The following is a 20,967-nucleotide window of genomic DNA, read 5'->3' as shown; positions in this document are numbered from 1 at the left end:
GACGGGCGCGCGTCAGCGGCGTTCAGCGATAATCGGGCAACTCCACTACCGCCTGGTTCATCGCCAGGCCACGCCGATGCGTATCCGCGCCGCTTTGCTGCTTTGCCCGCTGGTCCTCGCCCTGCACGCGCCGGCCGCCCTGGCCGATACCCGGGTGCAATCGCTGGACCAGGTTCCCGGCGCCATCAAGACCCAGGACGCCCGCAAGATGTACGACAGCCAGATGAGCGGCGCGCCCCGGCCCGATGGCCTGGGCACGCAGTTGCCGGCCGGCTTCAGCAGCGATTTCCTGCTGCGGCAGCTGGCGCCCGGCCAGAACCCCAAGCGCCTGCTGGTGGCCGGCGCCAAGGCCTGGCCGCAGCGCCCCGGCGCCTACGTGGCGCTGGTGTGCCTGGCGGCCAGCGCCGAGCGCGCGGAACGGCTCAAACAGTACGGCGGCGGCGACTGCAACAGCCTGTCGCAAGACGAAGACCGGACCGACGTCTGGGTCGGCGTCTTCGACACGGCGCCCGGCGCCGCGCCCAGGCTGGTGGCGCGCACCGAATCTCCTGTGACCACGCCGACCGACTGGAGCGACACCAATATCGACCCGCCCATCGACCTGGCGATGCAGGACGCCGGCGCCCCCATGTTGTCCGCCCCGGCAAGCTGGAAACGATTCGACCTGGCGCCCTACAAGATCGCGCCGGACAGCACCGCGTTCGGCCTGCGCGCCGGCTGGAGCGAAGGCTACGCGGGCGGCGGCGCCGACTTCGAGGCCCTGTATCTGTTCCGCATCGACGGCGCGACGCTGCGCGTCGCGTTCGCCCGGCCCATGTCGTTCGTCAAGACCATCGCCGGCGACTGGAATCCCGACGGCACGCGCGAGCATGACGAATCCGACGCCAGCAATTCCCTGGTGATCCTGTCGGGCAAGACCGGCGGCTATTTCGACCTCCAGCTGCGCCAGCAAGGCGGCAAATGGAAGCGCACGTTCAAGTGGTCGGCGGACAGGCAGGCCTACGAATAGGCGGCTCAGGCCGCATCCACATAATTCGGTTTTCCGCCCAGGAACTTCAGCAATTCCTCGGGCTGACTGACCTGCGCCAGCGGAATGAAATACACCTCGTCCGGCACGTCCTGGCGCTGCACCGGAATGATCTGCAGATAATCGGGCGTCAGCGCGATCAATTCGATTTTGTCGTTTTCGTAGGCGGACTCGAAATGGCTGCCATTCTGGTCCAGCACGAAGCGGTCCGCATAAAAGCGCGCCGCTCCCTTCAGGCTCGCCGCGCCCTTGAAAATGGTCTTGCGGATCATGCGCTTGAGCACCCACTTCGGCGTCGGCTGGCCGTTGCCCAGGCCCTTGATGATGCGGCGGGTCTTGGCGGCGGCGATGAAGCTCAGCGCCATCAGCAGCATCACGCTGGCGAAGACCGCGGTGTGGGCGCCCACTTTGCCGGTGGTCAGCTTCTCGATGCCGACGATGACGATCGACGCCAGGAACGACCCATGGCGGATCCAGGTCCAGGTGCGCGTGGCCGCGTTGACCACGTCGGCGGCGCGCTGGCGTTGCGCCAGCAGATGGGCCTCCAGCGTCTCGAGGGGCAGGTCGTAGTCGGCTTGGCTGATGGGTACGGCGTCGGTCACGGCAGGGCCTTTCTGGATACGGACAAAACCTCGGATTATGCCTGCCCGCTGTCCCGGCCGGCCCCTGCCCGCTGGCGCGTCCGCGGGGCCCGCGGGTTTTCCCGATCTCTGCCGGACGGGCGCGTGGCATGAAAAAACCCGCAGATCCCGTGGGCGGGATGTGCGGGTGTTGCGGTCCGAAGCCGGGCGCGCCTGGCGCCCGCCGGATCAGCCGATCACGCGGAAGCGTTCGGCGTCGTCCATGAAGCCCTTTTCGCCAAAGCCGTTTTCGTTCGAGCCGAACGGCATCTGCGCGCGCAGCTTCCAGCTGGCCGGGATGTTCCATTCACGCGCCACGGCGCCGTCGATCAGCGGGTTGTAGTGCTGCAGGCTGGCGCCCACGCCGGCGTTGGCCAGCGCGGTCCAGACCGACAGCTGGGCCATGCCGCCCGCCTGTTCCGACCACACGGGGAAGTTGTCGGCGTACAGCGCGAATTTCTCCTGCAGGCTGCGCACCACGTCCTGGTCTTCGAAGAACAGCACGGTGCCGACGCCGGCGGCAAAGCTCTTGAGCTTGGCTTCGGTCTTGTCGAAGCCTTCGGCCGGGGCGACCTTGCGCACTTCCTCGATGGCCAGGTTCCACAGCTTGTCGCTTTCGGCGCCAAACAGGACCACGGCGCGCGAGCTCTGCGAATTGAACGACGAGGGGCTGTGCTTGATCGCTTCCTGGATCAGGGACGCCAGTTCCTCTTTCGAGGCGGACAGGTTGCGGCCCAGCGAATATTGCGTACGGCGCTTCTTCAGTGCGTCGAGGTATGCGTTGCTCATGAGGATATGCCTTTCGACTGGTAGATAGAGGGGTAACGAGTGAGCAAATTCTACTGGCCGAGGCCGCGAGCGGCCACCTTTCCGAGCCATAAAACGGCGCTTTTTCCCGGAACAAACTGTTCCAGTTTTGTAGCGAATGACGCTCGATGGGCGGAACGGCGCACCGATTCGAACCGGCATGCGTCGCGGGGCGGCAACTCCGCCGCCGGCATGCCGATCTTCAAGTTCCGCTTGAAGATCGGTTGAAAATCATTCGTTTCCCAGGCCGCTCGCGCTCGGGGATAGTAGCCACAACCGGACAGGCTTGACGCCTCGCTCCCGCCACACCATCCCCCCGCCCGGCCGTCCGCGGCAACGCGGACATTTCTGGAGATTTCCCATGCCGGCACCTGCCGATTCCTTTGTCGTTCAACTCGATGGCCAGCCCGCCAGCGGCGCCGACCTGGCGCCGCTGGCCTTCGCCGGCTACGCCCATTTCACGGCGATGCAGGTGCGCGGGCGCCAGGTGCGCGGCCTGGACCTGCACCTGGGACGGCTGCGCGCCGCCTCGCAGACGCTATTCGGCCAGGCCTTGCCGGACGACGAGATCCGCGCCCGCCTGCGCGCGGCGATCCAGGCCGGACCGGCCGACCAGTCATTGACCGCCACCCTCTATTCCCCCGCCGGCGAATTCACCGTGGCCGGCCCGGACGCGCGGCCGCGAGTGCTGGTGCGCACCGGTCCGCCCGCCAATGGTCCGGCCGGCCCGCTGGCGCTGGCCACCGTCTCGCACGAGCGCCTGGTGCCGTCGATCAAGCACGTGGGCGAGGCCGCCAAGACCTATTACCTGCGGCAGGCCGCCGAGGACGGCTACGACGACGTCGCGTTCGTCGACCGCCAGGGCCGCCTGAGCGAGGCCTCGATCTGGAACCTGGCGTTCTGGGATGGCGAAGCGGTGGTGTGGCCCGAGGCGGAGATGCTGGTCGGCACCACCATGGGCATCGTGCAGCGGCAGCTGGCGCGGATGGGCGTGCCGCAGCGGACCCGCCCCATCGCGCCCGCCGACGTCGCCGGGCTGCAAGGCGCGGCGGTCATGAATTCCTGGACGCCGGGCATCGCGGTCAGCCGGGTCGCCGGCATCGCCCTGCCCCCGGCGGACGCCTTCATCGAGCGGCTGCACCGCGCCTACCAGGCGGAACCGCTGGCCGCCGTGTAGCGCGCCCGGCCGCCCGCCCCGGCGGCCGCGACGCGATCAGGCCGGCAGCAGCAGCCCATTGCCCGCGGGCGCGATGCGCACATCCGCCCTTGCCCCCGCGCCGCCCACGCGGAACGCGGAAACCGCCTGCCGCAGGTCCGCGGCCTGCTCGCGCAGCGCCTCGGCCCCGGCCGACGCTTCCTCGACGCGTTGCGCGTTCTTCTGCGTATCCTCGTCCAGCTGCGCGATGACCCGCGCCACGTGCTCGATGCGCCCGGTCTGCTCGACCGAGGCCTGCACGATGCCGTGCATGGTCGCGGTGGTCTGGGTGATCGAGTCCAGGATCAGGTCCATGGTCTCGCCCGCGGCGCCGACGCGCTCGACGCCCTGGCGCACCGTCTCGGCCGACTGGCTGATCAGCGTGTTGATCTCCTTGGCCGCGGTGGCCGAGCGCTGCGCCAGCGAGCGCACTTCGCTGGCGACCACGGCGAAGCCCTTGCCCTGCTCGCCCGCGCGCGCCGCCTCGACCGCGGCGTTCAACGCCAGGATGTTGGTCTGGAAGGCGATGCCCTCGATCACCGACGTGATCTCGGAGATCTGCGCCGACGCCTTCGACAGGTGTTCCATGGTATCGACCACCGCATGCATGGTCTGGCTGCCCTGGCGCGCCGCGTCCATGGCCTGGCCCGCCATGACGCCGGCCTCCTGCGCGTCGTGCGCATTGCGCTTGACCGCGCCGGTGAGCTCTTCCATCGAGTCGGCCGTCTGGCGCAGGGCGCGGGCCTCGTCGCTGGTGCGGGCCGACAGATCGGCATTGCCCTCGGCCAGTTGCACGCTCACCACCGACACCGCGTCGGCATGCTGGCGCACGCCGCCCACCACCGAGGCCAGGTTGCGCTGCATGCCCGCCAGCGTCGCCAGGATGCTGCTCTCGTCCCCCGGCTTGACCGCGATCGGGCTGGCCAGGTCGCCGGCGCTGACCGATTGCGCGATGCGCTTGAGCGCGGCCGGTTCGGCGCCCAGCGCGCGGGTGATGCGGCGGGCGATCAGCCAGGCCAGGCCCGCGCCCAGCAGGATCGCGGCGCCGGTCAAGGCCAGCATCAGCTGCTGGAAGTCGATCCCCACGCGGCGCGCCATGTCGCTCTGGTCCTTCATCAGGCGCTCTTCCAGGTCGATCATGCGGTTGATGGCGGCCAGCCACTGCACGAACAGCGGCCGCGCCTGATCCAGCAAGGGCCGCGCCTGCGCCGCGTCACCCCGTTCCAGCGCCGCCAGCAGGCGCTGCACCACGGGCAGCGTGCGTGTCTCGACATCCTTGATGCCGGCCAGCGTCTCGCGTTCCTGGTCCGACACCTCGGCGCCCTGGACGAACAGGGCATCCATCGGCACGGCGGCCTCATCGTATTGCCGCTTCAGGCGCTCAATGTCGGCCGCCAGCGCGCGCAGCTCGCCGGGATTGGCCAGCACCGCGTCGCGCAGCGCGATCGAACGGTCGTGGACGCTGCCGCGGAAGGTGATGGCGTAGCGCTGCTTGACGCCATGGACGTCGTTGATGGCGCTGAGCGCGCCATTCATCCGGTTCACCTGGGTGATGCCGACCACGGTCAGCAGCACCATCAGGCAAAGGACGACGGTGAACCCGAGCATGATCAAACCGCCCGTGCTGCGCAGGGAGCGTGAGGGGGAATGGGAATCCTGCATGAAACCTCCTGCGGCAACCGGCCTGGCCGGGAATGCCTATCTGGTGAATTTATTAAAACTATTAAATACGTATTATTAATTATATATAACTATGATTACAAAAAATACCCTAGTCCATGGCGTGAACGCCGCAGTGATCCGCGGCGCGCGTGCAGGGTGGACGATGGGACGGGCATGGATATTCCGTCGGCCGGCACCGCGGACTGGTCGCGACTGGCGCCGTGATGCTGTCATGCCGTGATGCCGCGACGCCGTAATGCGGTAATGCGGTAATGCCGCGATGCCGGCAAACCGCCGGTTTCGGCGCCGGCGCATCGGTGTCAGACTAGGCGCGTGCCAACCCGGAGATCCCATCGATGCTGAAAGACCGACGATTCCTGATCTGGCTTGCCGTGTTCGTCGTGATCGCGGGCTGGCATGTCGCCCTGCTCTGGCCCAAAAGCCCCGGCTATCGGTCCATCGGCGGCGGCGGCTACGATCTTTCGAACTTCGTCTACACGCTGACCCTGCTGGCGTTCACGGCGCTGTGGTCGCTGGTGGCGGCGCTGATCGGCATGGCGCGGCGCGATGCCCTGGCGGCCAGGCGCGCCAACTGGCTGGCGGCGGCGGGCGCCATCACCTTCGTGGTGGCGGCCATCGCCTTCGGCCACCATCTGCGATAGCGGCGGCCCGCGCTCGCGCGGTCGTCCCCCATCGGCGGACAAGACGCCCGCGCAAGAAAAAGCCGGCGCACAAGGCGCCGGCCGATACATCATCAGGCATGCCGGCGGCCACGGGACAGGTCCGCGGCCGCGCTCGCGGCTTCAGCTGCCGACGGCCGTGCCGTCCTGCTTCCAAATCACCACCGTGGCCGGACGCGGCCGGCTGGCGCTGGCGTCGTCGGGCCACTTCGAGGCCATCAGCGGGTTATTCTGCGCATCCGTCACGCTCGGGCCTTCGCCCGGGTGCTGGATGTTGATGAACAGGTACTTCTGGTCGGGCGTCCAGGTCAGGCCGGTCACTTCGCAACCGACCGGGCCGGTCATGAAGCGGCGGATCTCCTTGGTGGCCGGGTTGGCCACCAGCATCTGGTTGTTGCCCTGGCCGGCGTAGACGCCGGTGTTGGAGTAGTTGCCGTCCGTCTCGATCCACAGCAGGCCGCGCTTGTCGAAGGCCAGGCCGTCGGGGCTGTTGAAGGTGTTGTCGGCGGTGACGTTGGCCGAGCCGCTGCGCAGGTCGGTGCGCGGGTACAGCGTCGGGTTGCCGGCCAGCACGAAGATGTCCCACTCGAAGGTCAGCGACGCCGGGTCGCCGTTCTTCTCGCGCCAGCGCACGATCTGGCCGTACTGGTTGCCGGTGCGGGGGTTGGCGTCATTGGCGCCCGGGTGGTTGGGGCCGCCCGGATAGCGCGCGCTGCCGCTGCCGCGCGAGCTGTTGTTGGTCAGCGTGACGTAGGCTTCGCGGGTGGTCGGATGGGTGGTGATCCACTCGGGCCGGTCCATCGGCGTCGCGCCCACGGCGTCGGCGGCCTGGCGCGTCTTGACCAGCAGTTCGCCCATGTCCTGGTTGAACAGCGCGCCCAGCGTGCCGCCGGCCTGCGCCGGGGTGTCGAGCTTCAGAGGAATCCACTCGCCCACGCCCATGGCGTCGCCCTGCGCCGCGCCGTCCAGGAAGCGCGCGACGTACAGCGTGCCCTTGTCCAGCAACAGGCGGTTCAGCGCCGGGCGGGCCGGGTCGTACTTGCCGTCGGACACGAACTTGTAGATGTATTCGCTGACCTGGTCGTCGCCCATGTAGACCACCACGCGCTTGTCGTCGGCGAGCGTCATCGCGGCGTTCTCGTGCTTGAAGCGGCCCAGCGCGGTCAGCTTCTTGGGCGTGGAGTTCGGATCGAACGGATCGATTTCCACCACCCAGCCGCAACGGTTGTATTCATTGGGCTCCTGCGCCCAGTTGAAGCGATTGTCGTAGTGGTCCCAGCGGTACGAGCTGCTGGAGGTCTTGCCCGAGCCCTTGTAGCGCTCCATGTGCGCCTGGTATTCGGCGTCGGGGTAGTTCACCGTGGCCGGGTCGGCCGTGCCGACGCCGAAGTAGTCGGTGAAGTTCTCTTCGCAAGTCAGGTACGTGTTCCACAGCGTGTAGCCGTTGCCGCAGTTGCCGAAGGTGCCGAAGCAGCGCGTGCCCGACGGGTCGGCGTTGGTGCGCACCAGGCGGTTGCCCGCGGCCGGGCCGACCAGCTGCATGGCGACGTTGGCGTTGACGCTGCGGTTGAACGGCGAATCCAGCACCGCTTCCCACTTGCCGTTGGCCAGGCGCAGGTGGCGCACCGACACGCCGTGCGCGTGCTGCGACTTGCGCACCCAGTCCAGGTTCCACTGCGCGTTGCCGGGCTGCACGCCGACGGGGTAGAAGTATTCCGGCGTGGTGTATTCGTGGTTGGTGACCATCAGGCCTTCCACGCTGCTGCCGTTGACGCTGTCGCTGCCGTCGATCGGGAAGAAGTGCAGGCCGTCGTGGTTGTAGCCCAGCTGGCGGGCCTGGTCGTCGCCGCCGTTGCTGGCGTCGGCCTTGAATGCCGGCGCGCCGGTGAAGAGCGGATCGCCCCAGCGGCTGATCACGGCGAACTGGTAGCCCTCGGGGACCACCACGGTGTCGGCGGTGCTGATGGGCACGGCCTTGAAATTGAGCTCCACCGGCTTGGCGGGCGTCTCGCCGCCCGGGTTGCCAGGGTTGCCATTGGACGAATCATCGTCGTCATCGCCGCCACAGGCCGTCAGGCCCGCGCCCATGAAACCGACGGCGCCGGCGCCCAGGCCGGCCTTGAGAAAGCCGCGCCGCGACACGGCGCGTCGTACCACTTCGTTGAAATGCGGTGCCGTGGAGGGGTTGGACGGGATATCGTCCTGGTCCGAAGAACTCATCAGTTTTCCTGTCAATGTCGCTGTTATCGACTGGCTCACCCGCGACCCAGCCTGCCGGCATGATCGCTGTCAAAGATGACGGCGCAATAACAGATAAATGAAAGGTTTGATGCGGACGTGGAAATCGTTCCGCCCTAGGCAGCGAGAGCGCGCTGCAAAAGTAAAAGGCCCGCTGAAACTTGCGTTTCAGCGGGCCTTTTACGAGGAATCCTTGGTGCCGACGGCGAGACTCGAACTCGCACAGCTTTCGCCACTACCCCCTCAAGATAGCGTGTCTACCAATTTCACCACGTCGGCTAACTTCACCCAGAAAAGCAGTGCTTTCCTGGAAAGTCGAACATTCTATCACGCAATTGCCGTTTCGCGTCAATTCGTCCCGGCACGCCGGTCACCCCGCCGCTGCCGGGCACGCGGTCCCCGCCCGGGCAACAAGCCCTTACAAGCCGCTCCGCGCCTGGCATCAATCTGTCATGTCGGTCGGCAATACTGGCTTCGCCGCGCGCACACCCGGGCCATGCCCGGGGAATTCCTCCCGGATATTCATATGAAAGGGAATTCGTTGGCGCGCATGCCCGGCCGGCTTACGATGCCAGCCATACACAACAGGGCCTCAGGCCCGTAGAAAGGCTCCACCATGCAACGTCTGATATCCCCGATCCTGACCCGCCGTCCCACGCTGCTCGCCGGCCCGCGCAGCTCACGCCGCTACGATGCCGTCGTGTCCCTGCGGGCCTACCGCGAAGCGCGCCAGCTGCGCGAATCCGCCGAGCGCATCCTCGCCATCTCGGCGCGCCACATGCTGCCGGGCGCCTGAGCGCATCTCCCGCAAGACCCTCGGCGTTCCAAGGCGGAACGCCATAAAAAAAGGCCGGCGATAGCCGGCCTTTTTCATGGGGTCGGGACGCTTACTTGGCGGGCGTCTCGGCCGGCTTGTCGCCAGCGGCGGGCGCCGGGGCCGACGGCACCGAGGCGTCCGGCTGGGCGGCCGGGGCCGAACCGGCGCCAGGAACCGACGATGCGGCGCCCGGCACGGACGAAGCGCCCGGCACCGACGAGGCACCGGCGCCTTGCGGGGCGGGCGCGGCGCCCGGCACCTGCGGCACGGAACGGTCGGCCGGGAAGTTCTGCATCACGCCGGACTCGACGGCGGGGCCGCTCGTGCCCTTGTGGCTGACATAGGCCAGGCCGGCCGTGGACGCGAAGAAGACCACCGCGGCCCACTTGGTGGCGCGCGACAGGAAGTTGGCCGCGCCGGTGGCGCCGAACAGGCTGCCCGACGAGCCGCTGCCGAACGCGGACCCCATGTCGGCGCCTTTGCCCTGCTGCAGCAGGACCAGCACGATGATAGCCAGCGCCGAGATCACTTGGACGGCCAGCAGAAGTTTGAGCATCAAGGGCATTACAGACTCCGGAACGGAAACTTAGATGGCGGCGATTCGCAAAAATTCTTCGGCCACGAGCGACGCGCCGCCGACCAGGGCTCCGTCGATATCAGTCATGGCGAACAAACTGGCGGCATTGGCAGCTTTGACGCTGCCGCCGTACAAAACCTGAACCTGTGCCGCGCCCAGCGCGGCCAGCGCGGCGCGGATGGCGCCGTGGACTTCCTGCGCCTGCTCGGGGCTGGCGGTGCGGCCGGTGCCGATGGCCCAGACGGGCTCGTAGGCCAGCACCATGCGCGATACGGCCTCGGCGCCCAGCGCCAGCACCGGCTTGAGCTGGCGCTCGATCACGGCCAGCGTGTTGCCGGCTTCGCGGTCGGCCAGGGACTCGCCCACGCAGACCACCGGGGTCAGGCCGGCGGCCAGGGCCGCGCGGGCCTTGTCGGCGACCATCTGGTCGGTTTCACCGTGCAGCACGCGGCGCTCGGAGTGGCCGGCCAGCGCATAGCGGCAGCCGAATTCCTTGAGCATGGCGCCCGAGACTTCGCCCGTGTAGGCGCCCTTGTCGTGGGCGCTGACGTCCTGCGCGCCCCAGGACACGGCGCTACCGGTCAGGGCCGAGGCAGCCTGCGCCAGGTAAGGAAACGGAACGCAGACGCCGATTTCGCAATGGCTGGCGGCATCCGCGGCGCGCAGTTCGGTCAGCAACGCGGCGTTCTCGGCCAGGTTGCCGTGCATCTTCCAGTTGCCCAGCACGAGGCGGGCGCGGTGTTCGACTGAAGTCATGGCGCAAATGTCAGAGTGGATGAACCCGGGGGAAAAGCACCCGCCCACGGGCTGGCCTGGAAATAATTCCAGGCGAAACCCGTGATTGTATCCTGTTGCGCGGCGCCGCGCCGAACACCGCGCGTTTCTTACACGGTCAGGATGATTTTGCCGATGTTCTCGCCGCTTTCCATCATGGCGTGGGCCTGGGCGGCCTGGGCCAGCGGGAAGGTGGCGTGCACGATCGGCTTGATGGCGCCCTGCTCCAGCAACGGCCAGGCGCGCTGGCGCAGCGCGCGGGCGATGGCGCCCTTGAAGTCGACCGGGCGCGGCCGCAGGGTGGAGCCGGTGATGGTCAGGCGGCGGCGCATGACCTGGCTGGTGTCGACGTTGGCCTGCGCGCCGCCCAGCTGGGCGATGATGACGATGCGGCCGTCGTCGGCCAGGCATTGCATGTCGCGGGCGATATAGTCGCCGGCCACCATGTCCAGGATCACGTCGACGCCGCGGCCGCCAGTGGCGTCCTTCACTTCCTTGACGAAGTCCTGCGTCTTGTAATTGATGCCGCGCGCCGCGCCCAGGGCCTCGACCGCGCGGGCGCGCTCGTCGCTGCCGACGGTGGCGTAGACCGTGTGGCCCATGGCGCGGGCCAGCTGGATGGCCGTGGTGCCGATGCCGCTGGCGCCGCCGTGCACCAGCAGGATCTCGCCGTCGGCCAGGCGGCCGCGGTCGAACACGTTGCTCCAGACGGTGAAGTAGGTTTCCGGCAGGCCGGCCGCCTCGATGTCGGACAGGCCCTTGGGGATCGGCAGGCACTGGGCCGTCGGCGCGACACAGTATTCGGCATAGCCGCCGCCCGCGACCAGCGCGCAGACCTTGTCGCCCACCGCGAAGCCGCTGCCGGCCAGGTCGCCGCCGACGATCTCGCCGGCCACTTCCAGGCCCGGCAGGTCGGACGCGCCGGGAGGCGGCGCGTAGTTGCCCTTGCGTTGGAACACGTCGGGGCGGTTCACGCCGGCGGCGCTGACCTTGATCAGGGCTTCGCCCTTGCCGGCCTCGGGCGTGGGGCGTTCGACGGGGACCAGGACCTCGGGGCCGCCCGGGCGGGAGATTTCTACAGCGTGCATCGCGTGCCTCCTTCGCAGCAAATGGATTATTATTGCGCCCTTTACGGCAAGTCGTGTTTCCGCCGGGTAGAGTGTTTGCCTGGCGGCCGGATTGCCGCTTCCGCAGTACATTGCGGCAGCAGGAAGCGTGGCAGAGTGGTCGATTGCACCGGTCTTGAAAACCGGCAAGGGGTTAAACCCTTCGTGGGTTCGAATCCCACCGCTTCCGCCAGAAGACCGCCCCCCATCCCCTTCGGTTCACCCGCGCCACCCGCCCGCCATCACGGTCCAGGGCGCGTCCGCTCGCGCCCCTGTTGCGCAGATATCATTAACAGCTGAAAAACCCCTGAATAGAAACGATTTCGTCTACTATCTGGCGCATTCCGGGCGGCTCGCGGTGGCGAACCCGGTCAAAGAACCGGCGACACAGCCAGGCGCGATCCGTATGCCCAAACTCAAAGACGCATTCAAATCAGGCCTGTTCCGGCTGTCTCCGGCCCTGGCCGCGCGCTGCGGCGTGCAATTCCCGCTGCGGGCGCCGAACCGGGCCTTCCTGGAACAGCAGATCTTCGACTATCTCAACCACCAGGCGGACGGCCCGCAAGGCCCGGGGCGCTGCCTCTTCCTGGGCATGGGCGAATACACCTGGCACTATCCGCGGCTGCTGAAGCCGGAATTCCATTCGCTCGACATGGATCCGGAACAGGCTCGCTACGGCGTGCCCGGCCGCCACCTGACCGGCAGCGCCACCGAGATGGCGGCGCTCTACGAGCCGGGCTATTTCGACGTGGTGATCGCCAACGGCCTGATCGGCTATGGCCTGAACGAGCAGGCCGGCTATGAACGCATGCTGGAGCAATGCCACGCCGTGCTCAAGCCCGGCGGCCTGCTCATCCTGGGCTACAACGACACGCCCGAACGCGCGCCCTTCCCGGTGCATATCGACGCGCTCGGCCTGTTCGCGCCCTTCGTGCCGCCGATCGACGGCGTCGAACAGCCGCGCCATCCCATGCGCGACAAGTACCACCACGTATTCGTCTTCGCCCGCCGGCGGGAACGCGACGCCGTCGCGGCCTGAGCGCGCGCCGGGCCCACTACCAGTCCTATTTGTTGATGACGGCGCCGTCGCCGCGATGCTCGCGGCTGCCCGCCCTGGCGGGCGCCTGGGCGCCCGCGGGCGTCGCGGGCTCGGCCTGCGGCCGCTGGCGCTGGATCTGCTCCAGCCGCGCCGCCGCCTCGTCGCCTTTCAGCTCCGCCACCCGGCCGCGCACGACCGCATCCATGTACTGGCGCGTGAAGGGTTCGCCCACGCGCCATGCGTCGCCCTCCTGCAAGAACTCGAAATCGCCTTCGAACACCTGCCAGTCGGCGCGGCCGATGGCCGACATCAGCCGGTCACGGTACTCGCCCTGCAGGCGGCATGACCACCGGCCGCCGCCAAGGTCCTTGCAGTCGCCCAGCGGCTGGATATTGCGCACGGTGCGCGTGTCGGTTTCCGGCGGCAGGCCCATGCGCTCGCGCTGCCTGTCTTGGGCCGCCTTGCGCGCCGCGCCCCGGGTCAGCTCGTCGAAGGCCGCCGCCCCCTGCTCGAAGGCGGCGGCGAGCCTTGCCGCGCCCGCCGGCTGGCCGACAGCGCGCGGCTTGCCGTCGGCATCGAGCTGGCCGTAGCGGGCTCGCACCACGCGCGGGTCCGCACCGGCGATCATCATCTCGCCCTTGTCGTTCGGACCGATGGTGTAGGCCAGGGCCGACGCGGCCTCGCCGACCTTCAGCGTCGCGGTGCAGCCGCGCGATCGCTCCGGCTTGATGTAGCCGACTTCCTTCACATCCGAAAACGTCGCCAGGTACAGGTCGGCCGGCGCCACGCCCCCGGCCAGCGGGTTGCGGGACATCTGCTGGAGACGCGAGGTGAACAGGCTGGCGCGCAGGGTTTTCTGCACATCGCCGTCATCGCACTGCGGCGGCGTGGCCGGCGCGAACAGATACCAGGCCGCCGCGGCCACGGCGATCGCGCCGCCGCCCAGCCAGGCCCAGCGCGGACCGGGAAAGGCGCGCTTGAGCGCGACCTGGCGTATCTGCCGTTCGTATTCCTCGAGCTTGCGCTGCATCAGCGCGTCCATTTCGGCCAGCGCCTGCTTGCGCGTGGCGTTGCTGGCAAAGGCGACCTCGGTCACGGACAGCTCGCCGATGGCGGCCAGGTCCTCGTCGGACACGATGTGCTCGTCCACCAGCCAGAACAACGCCTCGCCGAGCGTGCTCCAGGGCTCCGCCGTGGCGTCGCCCAGCCGCTGGCGGGCGGCGTCGTGATGCTCCTGGCGGATGACGCCGTCGGTCAGCAGGCGGTCGAGCAGCGGGGTGGAGACGATGGCCATGGATGCGCGGCGGCGGGCCGCCTGAATGAGGACGGCTCATGATACCGCTGCCTCATCTTCCCTCCCGCGCGGCGCTCAGGCGGCCATGGCCGCCGGATAGGTCCTGGGAATGCCCGCCGCCGCCACCCCGCTGCGCAAGGTCTCCCGCGGCAGCGACGCCGCCAGCAACGCGCGCGCGGCCAGCAGCCGGGGCAGGTCCACGCCGGTGCGATAGCCCATGCTCTCCAGCATGAACACCAGGTCCTCGGTGACGATGTTGCCCGACGCGCCCGGCGCGAACGGGCAGCCGCCCAACCCGCCGAGGCAGGCGTCGAAAGCGCGGATGCCTTCGTCCAGGCCGGCCAGCGCGTTGGCCAGGCCCAGCCCCATGGTGTCGTGCAGATGCAGTTTCACCAGCCGCGCGCCGACCGCGTCCTGCGCCGCCCGCACCGCCTCGCGCACGCCCGCCGGATGGGCGTAGCCGACCGTATCGGCCAGCGCGATCTCGTCGGCGCCGGCGCGCATCACCGCCGCGGCCACCTGGGCCACGCGGCGCACCGGCACCGCCCCTTCCATCGAGCAGCCGAAGGCCGTGGCGACCGCCACATCCAGCCGCGCCGGCCGCGCCTGCGACCGCAGCCAGTCGGCGATGGTGGCCACGGCCTCGACCTGCGCGTCCGTGCCCTTGCCGACGTTGGCATGGCTGTGCGTGTCGCTGACCGACACAGGGATGGCGATCACGTGCGCGCCCGCCTCGTAGGCCGCGATGGCGCCCTTCAGGTTGCAGGCCAGCGCGCACACCGTCAGGCCGTCGATGCCCAGCACTTGCGGCAGCAGCTGCCCGGTATCGGCCATCTGCGGCACCAGCCGGGGCGACACGAAACTGCCGACCTCGATCTCGCGCAGCCCGGCCGCCGCCAGCTGCCGGATCCAGCGCAGCTTGTCGTCGGCGGCCATCATGCCGCGCGCCATCTGCAGGCCATCACGCGGCCCGACCTCGCACAACCTCACTTCCTGTTCCATGGCATTTCCCTGGTCGAATGCGCCGGCCGTTACTGCTGCACCACGATGCCCGCGGTGGCGATGGTCTGGCGCGCCTTGCCGATGTCCGAACGGATCAGGGCCGCGAACTCTTCCGACGACACCGGATCGGCCTCCAGTCCCTGCGAGGCCAGCGCATCGCGCACGTCCTGGCGCGTCAGCAGTTTGTTGAAATCGGCGTTCAGCCGCGCCACCACGGCGGCCGGCGTCTTGGCCGGCGCCAGCACGCCGTAATAGGTCACCACGCTGAAATCCTTGTAGCCCAGCTCGGCCACGGTCGGCACGTCGGGCAACGCGGGATTGCGCTTGGGCGAGGTCACCGCCAGCGCGCGCACCTTGCCGGCCTTGATCAGCGAGGCCGCCGACGAGATCGACGAGCCAGCGAACTGCAGGTGGCCGCCCATCAGGTCGGCCAGCGCCGGCGCCGAGCCCTTGTACGGCACGTGCTGCATCTTGAAGCCGGCCGCGTGCTGCAGCATCTCCATGGCGATGTGCACGCCGCCGCCCGTGCCCGAGGTGCCGTAGGACAGCGTGTTGGGCGCCTTGCGGGCCGCCTCGATCACCTCCGGCAAGGTCTTGAAGGGCGAGCTGTCGGACACCAGCAGCACCATCGGCGTGGTCGCCACCAGCGCCACCGGCGCCAGGTCCTTGACCGGGTCGTAGGCCACCTTCATCAGCAGCGGAATCAGCGTGACGTTGTCGGACTGCCCGATCACCAGGTCATAGCCCTGCGCCGGCGCGCGCGCCGCCTCGGCAAGTCCCAGCGCCGTGCCGGCGCCCGGCTTGTTTTCAGGCACCACGGACCAGCCATTCAGTTCATGCAGCTTGTTGCCCATCAGGCGCCCGATGTAATCGGTGCCGCCGCCCGGCGTGGACGGGATGATGATGCGGATGGGCTTGCTGGGATAGTCCTGCGCGTGCGCCACGCATGCGACGGCCATCGCGGCCACCGCCAAGAGTCTGCGGATCATCGGATTGTCTCCTCTTTGATGGATGTCTTGGCGGTCTGGCGCCGCCTCGACGGGGACCGGCTCTACGGCCGGTTCATGCTTTGTCCTCGCAATGCACCACGCCCGCCGAGCGCAGGGCGTCGATGCGCGCGGCATCCAGCCCCAGCCCTCGGAGGATGGCTTCGGTATCGCGGCCCTGGGCCGGCGGATCGAACCGCTTGCCGGCCTTCAGGCCATCGAATTCGATCGGCAGCGCCGCCGCGGCGATTTCGCCGCCGTCCGGCAAGGCCGTGGCCAGCAGCGCGCCGCCGGCGTTCAGGTGCTCATCGTGCAGCAGGTCGTGCGGCTGGCGGATCGGCCCGTACGACAGATTGGCGGCCTCCAGCGCCGCGCACAATGCGTCGGTCTTCCAGGTCTTGAGGATCGCGCCCACGCCGGGCACCAGCCACGAACGCGCCGCCTCGCGGTCCACCGCGGTGGCCAGGCGCGGATCGGCGGCCCATTCCGGCGGCAGGAATTTCTGCGCGAAGTTGCGCCATTGGGCGTCGCCCACCACCGCCACGAACACCCGTCCGTCGGCGGTCTCGAAGACGTCGTACACGCCCCATGGCGGCTTGCGCTCCGCGCCGAAGGGTTTGGGCGCGGCGCCGGTCAGCTGGTACTGCGCGATGAACTGCGCCACCAGCAGCAGGTTGTTCTCGAACAGGCCCGAGCGCACGTGGCGGCCGCGCCCGGTGACGTGGCGGTCGTGCAGCGCGGCCAGCGCGCCCACCACGCCGAAGGTGCCGCCCAGGATGTCGTTGACCGACGCCGCCACCCGCTGTGGCGTGTCGGCGCCGCCGTTGATGTAGGCCAGGCCGCCCATCATCTGCACCACTTCATCCAGCGCGGTGCGGTGCTTGTAGGGGCCGGACAGGAAGCCCTTGAGCGACACGTAGATCAGCCGCGGGTTCTCGGCCGACAGCGAGGCGTAGTCCAGCCCGTACTGCGCCAGGCCGCCGTCGCGGAAGTTCTCCACCACCATGTCGGCCCGCAGCGCCAGTTGCCGCGCCAGCGCCTGTCCCTCGGCCGATTTCAGGTCGATCGACAGGCTCTGCTTGTTGCGGTTGAAGACGGGAAAATAGCCGCTGCCCGATCCCTTCAGGCGGCGCGTGCGGTCGCCGTCGATCGGCTCCAGCTTGATCACCTCGGCGCCCAGGTCGGCCAGCGCCAGGCCGGCGGCCGGCCCCATGATCATGTGGGACAGCTCCAGCACCTTGATGCCGCGCAAGGGCAATTCGCTGTGGTCCATGAAGGGTGAAGCGGGCGCTGCGCTCATCGACGTTTCCTCTGCCTGCGGCGTGGAGGCCCGGGCGCATGCCCCAGGGCCGGTACGCAGCCATCATCGCGGGCGCGGCGGCATCGCGAAAGCGGTCTTTCAGCACCGGGGCATTCTCGTTTCGGAACGTCCGGGTAAGCCCTAGGGCCAGGGCGCCGCCCCCAGATGCGCCAACAGCGCGCGCGCCGCGGGCGGCAGCGTATCGAGTTCGCGCACGGCAATGCAAAGCGGCGTGCCCGACCAGGGGCCGGACAAGGCGATGAAGCGGATGTCCTGGCTGGCATGGCGCGGCTTCAGGTACATCGGCACCACCGCCACGCCCATGCCGCGCGCCACCAGGTTGCAGATGGTCTCGTGCGAACTGACCCGGGCGCTGATGCGGCGCGCCACGCCGGCCTCGCGCGCGGCCTGCTCGAACACCGCGCTGATGCCGTTGTCGCGGTTCAGCTCGATCTGTTCGTAGGGCAGCAACTGCGCATAGTCCAGCAGCTCGCTGTCGGCCAGCAGGTGCTGCGCCGGCACCACCGCGGCCAGCTCGCAATAGCCGCAGGCGAATACCTGCAGGCCATCGTGGCCGAAGTCCGATCCCACCGCCACATCGGCGTGGCCCGCCAGCACTTCCTGGAAGACCTGCTGGGTGGTGCTTTCCTCGAGCGCGATCTCGATCTGCGGATACGCGCGGCGGAACGACTGGATCTGCGCCGGCAGGTCGCCCGACAACGCCGCCACGCTGGCCGCCAGCCGGATGCGCCCGCGCACGCCGGTGGCGAAGCCCGCCATCTCGCGGCGCATGCGCTCCATCTGCTGCAGCACCAGCCGGGCATGGCCCGCCAGCGCCTGGCCGGCCGGCGTGGCCTGCACGCCCTTGACGTCGCGCGCCAGCAGCGGCACGCCGAGCATTTCCTCCATCTCGATCATGCGCTTGCTGACCGCGGACGGCACGATGTTCTCGCGCGCCGCGGCGCGAGCCAGGCTGCCCTCTTCCAGCGCCGCCAGGAACAGGCGCAGGGAAACCGGGTCGATATCGCGGGGATGGGCGGGGGTGGGCAACGGACGCTTCATGGCCGCCAGTGTCCCGCGTTGGCGGCTCGGGCCGGGATCGGGGTTTTCCCGAGCCGTCCATCCGCCGGGTCCGATACACTGCGCCTGGCCATTGCGCGGCGCACCCGCGCGACGCAGGACACTCTCCGTTTGATCGGCAACCAGAATAAGACTCGCATCATGCAGTGCCCCAAATGCAATTGGCAGAACCCGGCCTCCCACACCCAGTGCTTCAGCTGCCACGCGCCCCTGCCCGCGCCGACCACGCCCAGCATGGCTGCCGCCAACGTCCCCGCCCTCCCCGGCATCTGGTCGCGGCTGGCCGCGAGCGTGATCGATGCGGCCGCCATGATCGCCGCCATGTTCGCCTTCTCGGCCGCCGCGTCCCTCAGCTATGAAGCGTTGCTGGAGCAGCCCCGCCCCCTGGCGCTCGCCCTGGCCGCGGGCCTGCTCGGCCTGCTGTTGCCCGCTTTGATGGACGCCTGGGGTTCCGGCTCGCCCGGCAAGCAGCTGTTCAAGCAACGCGTGGTCACGCGCAACGGGCAGAGTCCCGGCCTGCTGCGGTCCCTGTGGCGGCACCTGATGAAGTTCCCCCTGAACCTGGCCCTGCCCGGCGTGTTCCACCATATCCAGCAGGCCATGTTCGGCGAACGCGCCATGCACAACTGGGCCGCGGGCACTTACGTCGTTTCGAGCCGGGCCGATCCGCGGGCAATCCAGGCGGCCCTGGGCCAGACGCGCTCGATCACCGGCGCCGGCAAGTTCCTGCTGTTCGCCGCGGGCGCGGTGGTGCTGGTGCTGGCCGGCTTCGTGCTGGCCGCGCTGACGCTCGGTCCGCGCGACGCCGACAACCCCGTGATGGCCGACGTACGGCGCCTGGATCGGGTATCGCAGCCGGTCCGGATGCTGGCGGAAAACCACTACCGCGGCACCGGCAAGTTCGCCGCGACCTTGCAGGACCTGGGCGTGACGCGCGAATCGCTGGCCTCCAGCGGCTTTTCCAACCTGGAGCTGAACCCCGTCAATGGCGTGCTGCGCTTCACCATTGCCGGCCCCGCAAATGCCGATGACGCCTCGCCCCTGGCGGGCAAGCATCTGGTCTACCTGCCCGAGCTGCGCGCCGAACGCAAAGGCGGCGGCATCCGGCGCTGGCAATGCGGCAGCGACGACATCGCCGCGAGCGACCGCCACTATGGCTGCCGCCACGCCGCCGGCGCCGCCGCCCCCTGACGCCTGCCTGCCGCCCGAGGAATCCGCATGTCCAATCTGATCGAATCCATCCTGCGCGCCGAGGACGGCGACGACACGCCACGCATGCTCGCGCTGTGCGAGCAAGGGCTGCGCGAGCAGCCGAATACCGCCGTCATGTGGGCGTTGCGCGCCCGCTGCCATGCCAGGCGCGGGGCCGCGGCCGCGCGCGACGCCGACCTGGCGCGGGCGCTGGCGCTCGATCCCCATTGCCCGGATGCCATCGCGGTGCAGGTCACTGCACGCTATGACGAGGGCGACCCGCAAGCGGCCTGGCGCCTGCTGCGCGACGCCAGCCAGCGCACTTCCGGACATTTCGGGCTTCTGCTGGCCGAAGCCTACCTGCTGATCAACGACCGCCGCCTGCAGGATGCCATCGACTGCTGGACCCGCGCGATCCAGCGGCGCCCGCAGGCCGGCGCGCCGCATTGCTACATCGCGTCCAACCTGGCCAATGCCGGACGCCACGGCGAAGCCGTGCCCTACTTCGAACGCGCGGTCGCGCTTGCCCCTGGCAACGGCCGCTTCATGTACGACGCCGGCAACACCTATCGCAGCCTCGGCGACCTGCACAAGGCCATCGCCATGTTCGACCGGGCCCGCGCGATCCTGGGCGAGGAAAACGCCATCCAGCACAACCGCGCCTCATGCCTGCAGGCGCTGGGCCGCGATGCCGATGCGGTGGAAGAGTGGACCAGCCTGCTGCGCCGCGAACCCGACTGGGACTGGCCGCTGGAAGGCAAGGCCCGCTCGCTGCACCGCCTGGGCCGGGCCGGCGAGGCCGCCCCGCTGTGGCAAAAGCTGGATGCGCTGTCTGACAATGGCTGGGAGGGCCGCAAGGAACAGGCCCGCGAGTATGTGCGCAGCCGCCACCCCGAGCTGGCGCAGGAGGCCTTGCGTGACCTGGATCCGATGACCAGCGGCGATGCCCAATTGCTGTTCGTGGCCGGCAACGCGCAGCGCGACCAGGGCGAGTGGGAGCAGGCCCTGGCGTACTACCTGCGCGGCTACGTACTGGCGCCGGACAGCGACTTCCTGCCCGGCAACGCCGCCGACATGCTCGCTCGCCTGGACCGCTACGACGAAGCCTTGCCCCTGTCCGAAGTGGCGATCTCGCTGGACCCCGAGTGGCTCAAGTGGCGTCGCGTGCGCATCGACGCCTTGACCCGTCTGGGCCGCGGCGCGGAGGCGGTGGCCGATGCCGAACGCGCGCTGCAACGCTGGCCCGACAACAGCATGCTGCAGGCCGACGCCGTCAACGCCCTGATTGCCGCGGGCCGCCACGACGACGCCCTGGCGGCCTGCGACCGCCTGATCGCGATGGACCCGGAGTTCCGCAGCTGGGCCCTGTTCTCGCGCGGCGAGATCTACGGCGCCATGAAACGCCACGCGGAATCCGCTTCGGCATTCCGCCAGGCGGCCGCGGCCTACCAACAGAACGGCAAACCCCAATACCAGGAACTGTCGCTGGACAACGCCCTGGCGGCCGAACGGGCGGCCAGCGCGCCACGCGGCCTGCTGGGGCGGTTGTTCGGCCGCAAGTAGCCATCGCGG

General features: G+C 69.1%; 20 protein-coding genes and 2 tRNA genes. 9 read left to right on the top strand and 13 right to left on the bottom strand.

Going from position 1 to position 20,967, the window contains the following annotated elements:
* The first annotated feature begins 76 nt into the window (after positions 1–76).
* Positions 77–1,009, top strand: coding sequence for a hypothetical protein (locus tag H0523_RS01305; RefSeq protein ID WP_054433429.1), 933 nt, complete (start codon positions 77–79; stop codon positions 1,007–1,009).
* A 5-nt stretch (positions 1,010–1,014) separates the two neighbouring features.
* Here H0523_RS01305 and H0523_RS01300 read toward each other — a convergent pair whose 3' ends face one another.
* Positions 1,015–1,629, bottom strand: coding sequence for a hypothetical protein (locus H0523_RS01300; protein WP_054433430.1), 615 nt, complete (start codon positions 1,627–1,629; stop codon positions 1,015–1,017).
* Between the two features lie 207 nt (positions 1,630–1,836).
* On the bottom strand, positions 1,837–2,436 hold the full coding sequence (locus H0523_RS01295; protein WP_054433431.1) for a nitroreductase family protein: 600 nt from the start codon (positions 2,434–2,436) through the stop codon (positions 1,837–1,839).
* 39 nt (positions 2,437–2,475) lie between these two features.
* On the opposite strand from H0523_RS01295, the gene H0523_RS01290 reads away from it, so the two are divergent.
* Positions 2,476–2,682, top strand: coding sequence for a hypothetical protein (locus H0523_RS01290; RefSeq protein ID WP_156350395.1), 207 nt, complete (start codon positions 2,476–2,478; stop codon positions 2,680–2,682).
* 133 nt (positions 2,683–2,815) lie between these two features.
* Positions 2,816–3,631 (top strand): aminotransferase class IV family protein, encoded by an 816-nt coding sequence (locus tag H0523_RS01285; RefSeq protein WP_054433432.1) that lies wholly within the window; start codon positions 2,816–2,818, stop codon positions 3,629–3,631.
* Positions 3,632–3,667: 36 nt separating this feature from the next.
* On the opposite strand, the gene H0523_RS01280 is transcribed toward H0523_RS01285, so the two are convergent.
* A complete protein-coding gene (locus H0523_RS01280; RefSeq protein ID WP_241065441.1) occupies positions 3,668–5,257 on the bottom strand; it encodes a methyl-accepting chemotaxis protein in 1,590 nt (529 codons plus the stop codon).
* Between the two features lie 410 nt (positions 5,258–5,667).
* On the opposite strand from H0523_RS01280, the gene H0523_RS01275 reads away from it, so the two are divergent.
* A complete protein-coding gene (locus H0523_RS01275; protein WP_054433434.1) occupies positions 5,668–5,973 on the top strand; it encodes a hypothetical protein in 306 nt (101 codons plus the stop codon).
* 141 nt (positions 5,974–6,114) lie between these two features.
* Here H0523_RS01275 and H0523_RS01270 read toward each other — a convergent pair whose 3' ends face one another.
* Positions 6,115–8,211 carry a PhoX family protein gene (locus H0523_RS01270; RefSeq protein ID WP_054433435.1) on the bottom strand — a complete coding sequence of 699 codons (2,097 nt, stop codon included), beginning with the start codon at positions 8,209–8,211 and terminating at the stop codon, positions 6,115–6,117.
* 212 nt (positions 8,212–8,423) lie between these two features.
* Positions 8,424–8,508: transfer RNA gene (locus H0523_RS01265), tRNA-Leu, on the bottom strand.
* A gap of 337 nt (positions 8,509–8,845) precedes the next feature.
* Here H0523_RS01265 and H0523_RS01260 point away from each other — a divergent pair.
* Positions 8,846–9,025 carry a hypothetical protein gene (locus H0523_RS01260; protein ID WP_054433436.1) on the top strand — a complete coding sequence of 60 codons (180 nt, stop codon included), beginning with the start codon at positions 8,846–8,848 and terminating at the stop codon, positions 9,023–9,025.
* A gap of 91 nt (positions 9,026–9,116) precedes the next feature.
* Here H0523_RS01260 and secG read toward each other — a convergent pair whose 3' ends face one another.
* The 3 genes from secG to H0523_RS01245 form a co-directional block, all read right to left on the bottom strand.
* A complete protein-coding gene (gene secG / locus H0523_RS01255; RefSeq protein ID WP_054433437.1) occupies positions 9,117–9,611 on the bottom strand; it encodes a preprotein translocase subunit SecG in 495 nt (164 codons plus the stop codon).
* A gap of 21 nt (positions 9,612–9,632) precedes the next feature.
* The gene (gene tpiA, locus H0523_RS01250; protein WP_054433438.1) at positions 9,633–10,379 is read right to left on the bottom strand and encodes a triose-phosphate isomerase; all 747 of its coding nucleotides are present in this window, start codon (positions 10,377–10,379) and stop codon (positions 9,633–9,635) included.
* Between the two features lie 128 nt (positions 10,380–10,507).
* Positions 10,508–11,485 (bottom strand): NAD(P)H-quinone oxidoreductase, encoded by a 978-nt coding sequence (locus tag H0523_RS01245; RefSeq protein WP_054433439.1) that lies wholly within the window; start codon positions 11,483–11,485, stop codon positions 10,508–10,510.
* Between the two features lie 121 nt (positions 11,486–11,606).
* On the opposite strand from H0523_RS01245, the gene H0523_RS01240 reads away from it, so the two are divergent.
* Together H0523_RS01240 and H0523_RS01235 are read left to right on the top strand one after the other, a co-directional pair.
* Positions 11,607–11,696: transfer RNA gene (locus H0523_RS01240), tRNA-Ser, on the top strand.
* Between the two features lie 213 nt (positions 11,697–11,909).
* Positions 11,910–12,542: a class I SAM-dependent methyltransferase gene (locus H0523_RS01235; RefSeq protein WP_054433440.1), complete on the top strand. Its 633-nt coding sequence runs from the start codon at positions 11,910–11,912 to the stop codon at positions 12,540–12,542.
* A gap of 25 nt (positions 12,543–12,567) precedes the next feature.
* On the opposite strand, the gene H0523_RS01230 is transcribed toward H0523_RS01235, so the two are convergent.
* The 5 genes from H0523_RS01230 to H0523_RS01210 form a co-directional block, all read right to left on the bottom strand.
* The gene (locus H0523_RS01230; protein ID WP_054433441.1) at positions 12,568–13,836 is read right to left on the bottom strand and encodes a hypothetical protein; all 1,269 of its coding nucleotides are present in this window, start codon (positions 13,834–13,836) and stop codon (positions 12,568–12,570) included.
* Positions 13,837–13,911: 75 nt separating this feature from the next.
* A complete protein-coding gene (locus H0523_RS01225; RefSeq protein ID WP_054433442.1) occupies positions 13,912–14,838 on the bottom strand; it encodes a hydroxymethylglutaryl-CoA lyase in 927 nt (308 codons plus the stop codon).
* Between the two features lie 29 nt (positions 14,839–14,867).
* On the bottom strand, positions 14,868–15,827 hold the full coding sequence (locus H0523_RS01220; protein WP_054433443.1) for a Bug family tripartite tricarboxylate transporter substrate binding protein: 960 nt from the start codon (positions 15,825–15,827) through the stop codon (positions 14,868–14,870).
* 73 nt (positions 15,828–15,900) lie between these two features.
* Positions 15,901–17,124 (bottom strand): CaiB/BaiF CoA transferase family protein, encoded by a 1,224-nt coding sequence (locus tag H0523_RS01215; RefSeq protein WP_156333487.1) that lies wholly within the window; start codon positions 17,122–17,124, stop codon positions 15,901–15,903.
* Positions 17,125–17,265: 141 nt separating this feature from the next.
* Positions 17,266–18,186 (bottom strand): LysR family transcriptional regulator, encoded by a 921-nt coding sequence (locus H0523_RS01210; protein ID WP_054433445.1) that lies wholly within the window; start codon positions 18,184–18,186, stop codon positions 17,266–17,268.
* A 159-nt stretch (positions 18,187–18,345) separates the two neighbouring features.
* Between H0523_RS01210 and H0523_RS01205 the strand changes: the two genes are divergently transcribed.
* Positions 18,346–19,395: an RDD family protein gene (locus H0523_RS01205; protein WP_054433490.1), complete on the top strand. Its 1,050-nt coding sequence runs from the start codon at positions 18,346–18,348 to the stop codon at positions 19,393–19,395.
* A gap of 27 nt (positions 19,396–19,422) precedes the next feature.
* Positions 19,423–20,958, top strand: a complete 1,536-nt coding sequence (locus H0523_RS01200) for a tetratricopeptide repeat protein (protein ID WP_180179995.1) — start codon at positions 19,423–19,425, stop codon at positions 20,956–20,958.
* The last annotated feature ends 9 nt before the right edge of the window (positions 20,959–20,967 follow it).

It is taken from the genome of Achromobacter insuavis (assembly GCF_902859645.1).
Taxonomy (GTDB): Bacteria; Pseudomonadota; Gammaproteobacteria; order Burkholderiales; family Burkholderiaceae_B; genus Achromobacter; species Achromobacter insuavis.
The sequence above is the reverse complement of the archived record's forward strand: the minus strand, read 5'-3'. Positions and strand labels throughout refer to the sequence as shown.

Coding starts and splice junctions, on each gene's coding strand:
- H0523_RS01305 (WP_054433429.1), top strand. CDS start 77: ATGCGTATCCGCGCCGCTTTGCTGCTTTGCCCGCTGGTCCTCGCCCTG.
- H0523_RS01295 (WP_054433431.1), bottom strand. CDS start 2,436: ATGAGCAACGCATACCTCGACGCACTGAAGAAGCGCCGTACGCAATAT.
- H0523_RS01285 (WP_054433432.1), top strand. CDS start 2,816: ATGCCGGCACCTGCCGATTCCTTTGTCGTTCAACTCGATGGCCAGCCC.
- H0523_RS01280 (WP_241065441.1), bottom strand. CDS start 5,257: ATGCTCGGGTTCACCGTCGTCCTTTGCCTGATGGTGCTGCTGACCGTG.
- H0523_RS01275 (WP_054433434.1), top strand. CDS start 5,668: ATGCTGAAAGACCGACGATTCCTGATCTGGCTTGCCGTGTTCGTCGTG.
- H0523_RS01270 (WP_054433435.1), bottom strand. CDS start 8,211: ATGAGTTCTTCGGACCAGGACGATATCCCGTCCAACCCCTCCACGGCA.
- H0523_RS01260 (WP_054433436.1), top strand. CDS start 8,846: ATGCAACGTCTGATATCCCCGATCCTGACCCGCCGTCCCACGCTGCTC.
- secG (WP_054433437.1), bottom strand. CDS start 9,611: ATGCCCTTGATGCTCAAACTTCTGCTGGCCGTCCAAGTGATCTCGGCG.
- tpiA (WP_054433438.1), bottom strand. CDS start 10,379: ATGACTTCAGTCGAACACCGCGCCCGCCTCGTGCTGGGCAACTGGAAG.
- H0523_RS01245 (WP_054433439.1), bottom strand. CDS start 11,485: ATGCACGCTGTAGAAATCTCCCGCCCGGGCGGCCCCGAGGTCCTGGTC.
- H0523_RS01235 (WP_054433440.1), top strand. CDS start 11,910: ATGCCCAAACTCAAAGACGCATTCAAATCAGGCCTGTTCCGGCTGTCT.
- H0523_RS01230 (WP_054433441.1), bottom strand. CDS start 13,836: ATGGCCATCGTCTCCACCCCGCTGCTCGACCGCCTGCTGACCGACGGC.
- H0523_RS01225 (WP_054433442.1), bottom strand. CDS start 14,838: ATGGAACAGGAAGTGAGGTTGTGCGAGGTCGGGCCGCGTGATGGCCTG.
- H0523_RS01220 (WP_054433443.1), bottom strand. CDS start 15,827: ATGATCCGCAGACTCTTGGCGGTGGCCGCGATGGCCGTCGCATGCGTG.
- H0523_RS01215 (WP_156333487.1), bottom strand. CDS start 17,124: ATGAGCGCAGCGCCCGCTTCACCCTTCATGGACCACAGCGAATTGCCC.
- H0523_RS01210 (WP_054433445.1), bottom strand. CDS start 18,186: ATGAAGCGTCCGTTGCCCACCCCCGCCCATCCCCGCGATATCGACCCG.
- H0523_RS01205 (WP_054433490.1), top strand. CDS start 18,346: ATGCAGTGCCCCAAATGCAATTGGCAGAACCCGGCCTCCCACACCCAG.
- H0523_RS01200 (WP_180179995.1), top strand. CDS start 19,423: ATGTCCAATCTGATCGAATCCATCCTGCGCGCCGAGGACGGCGACGAC.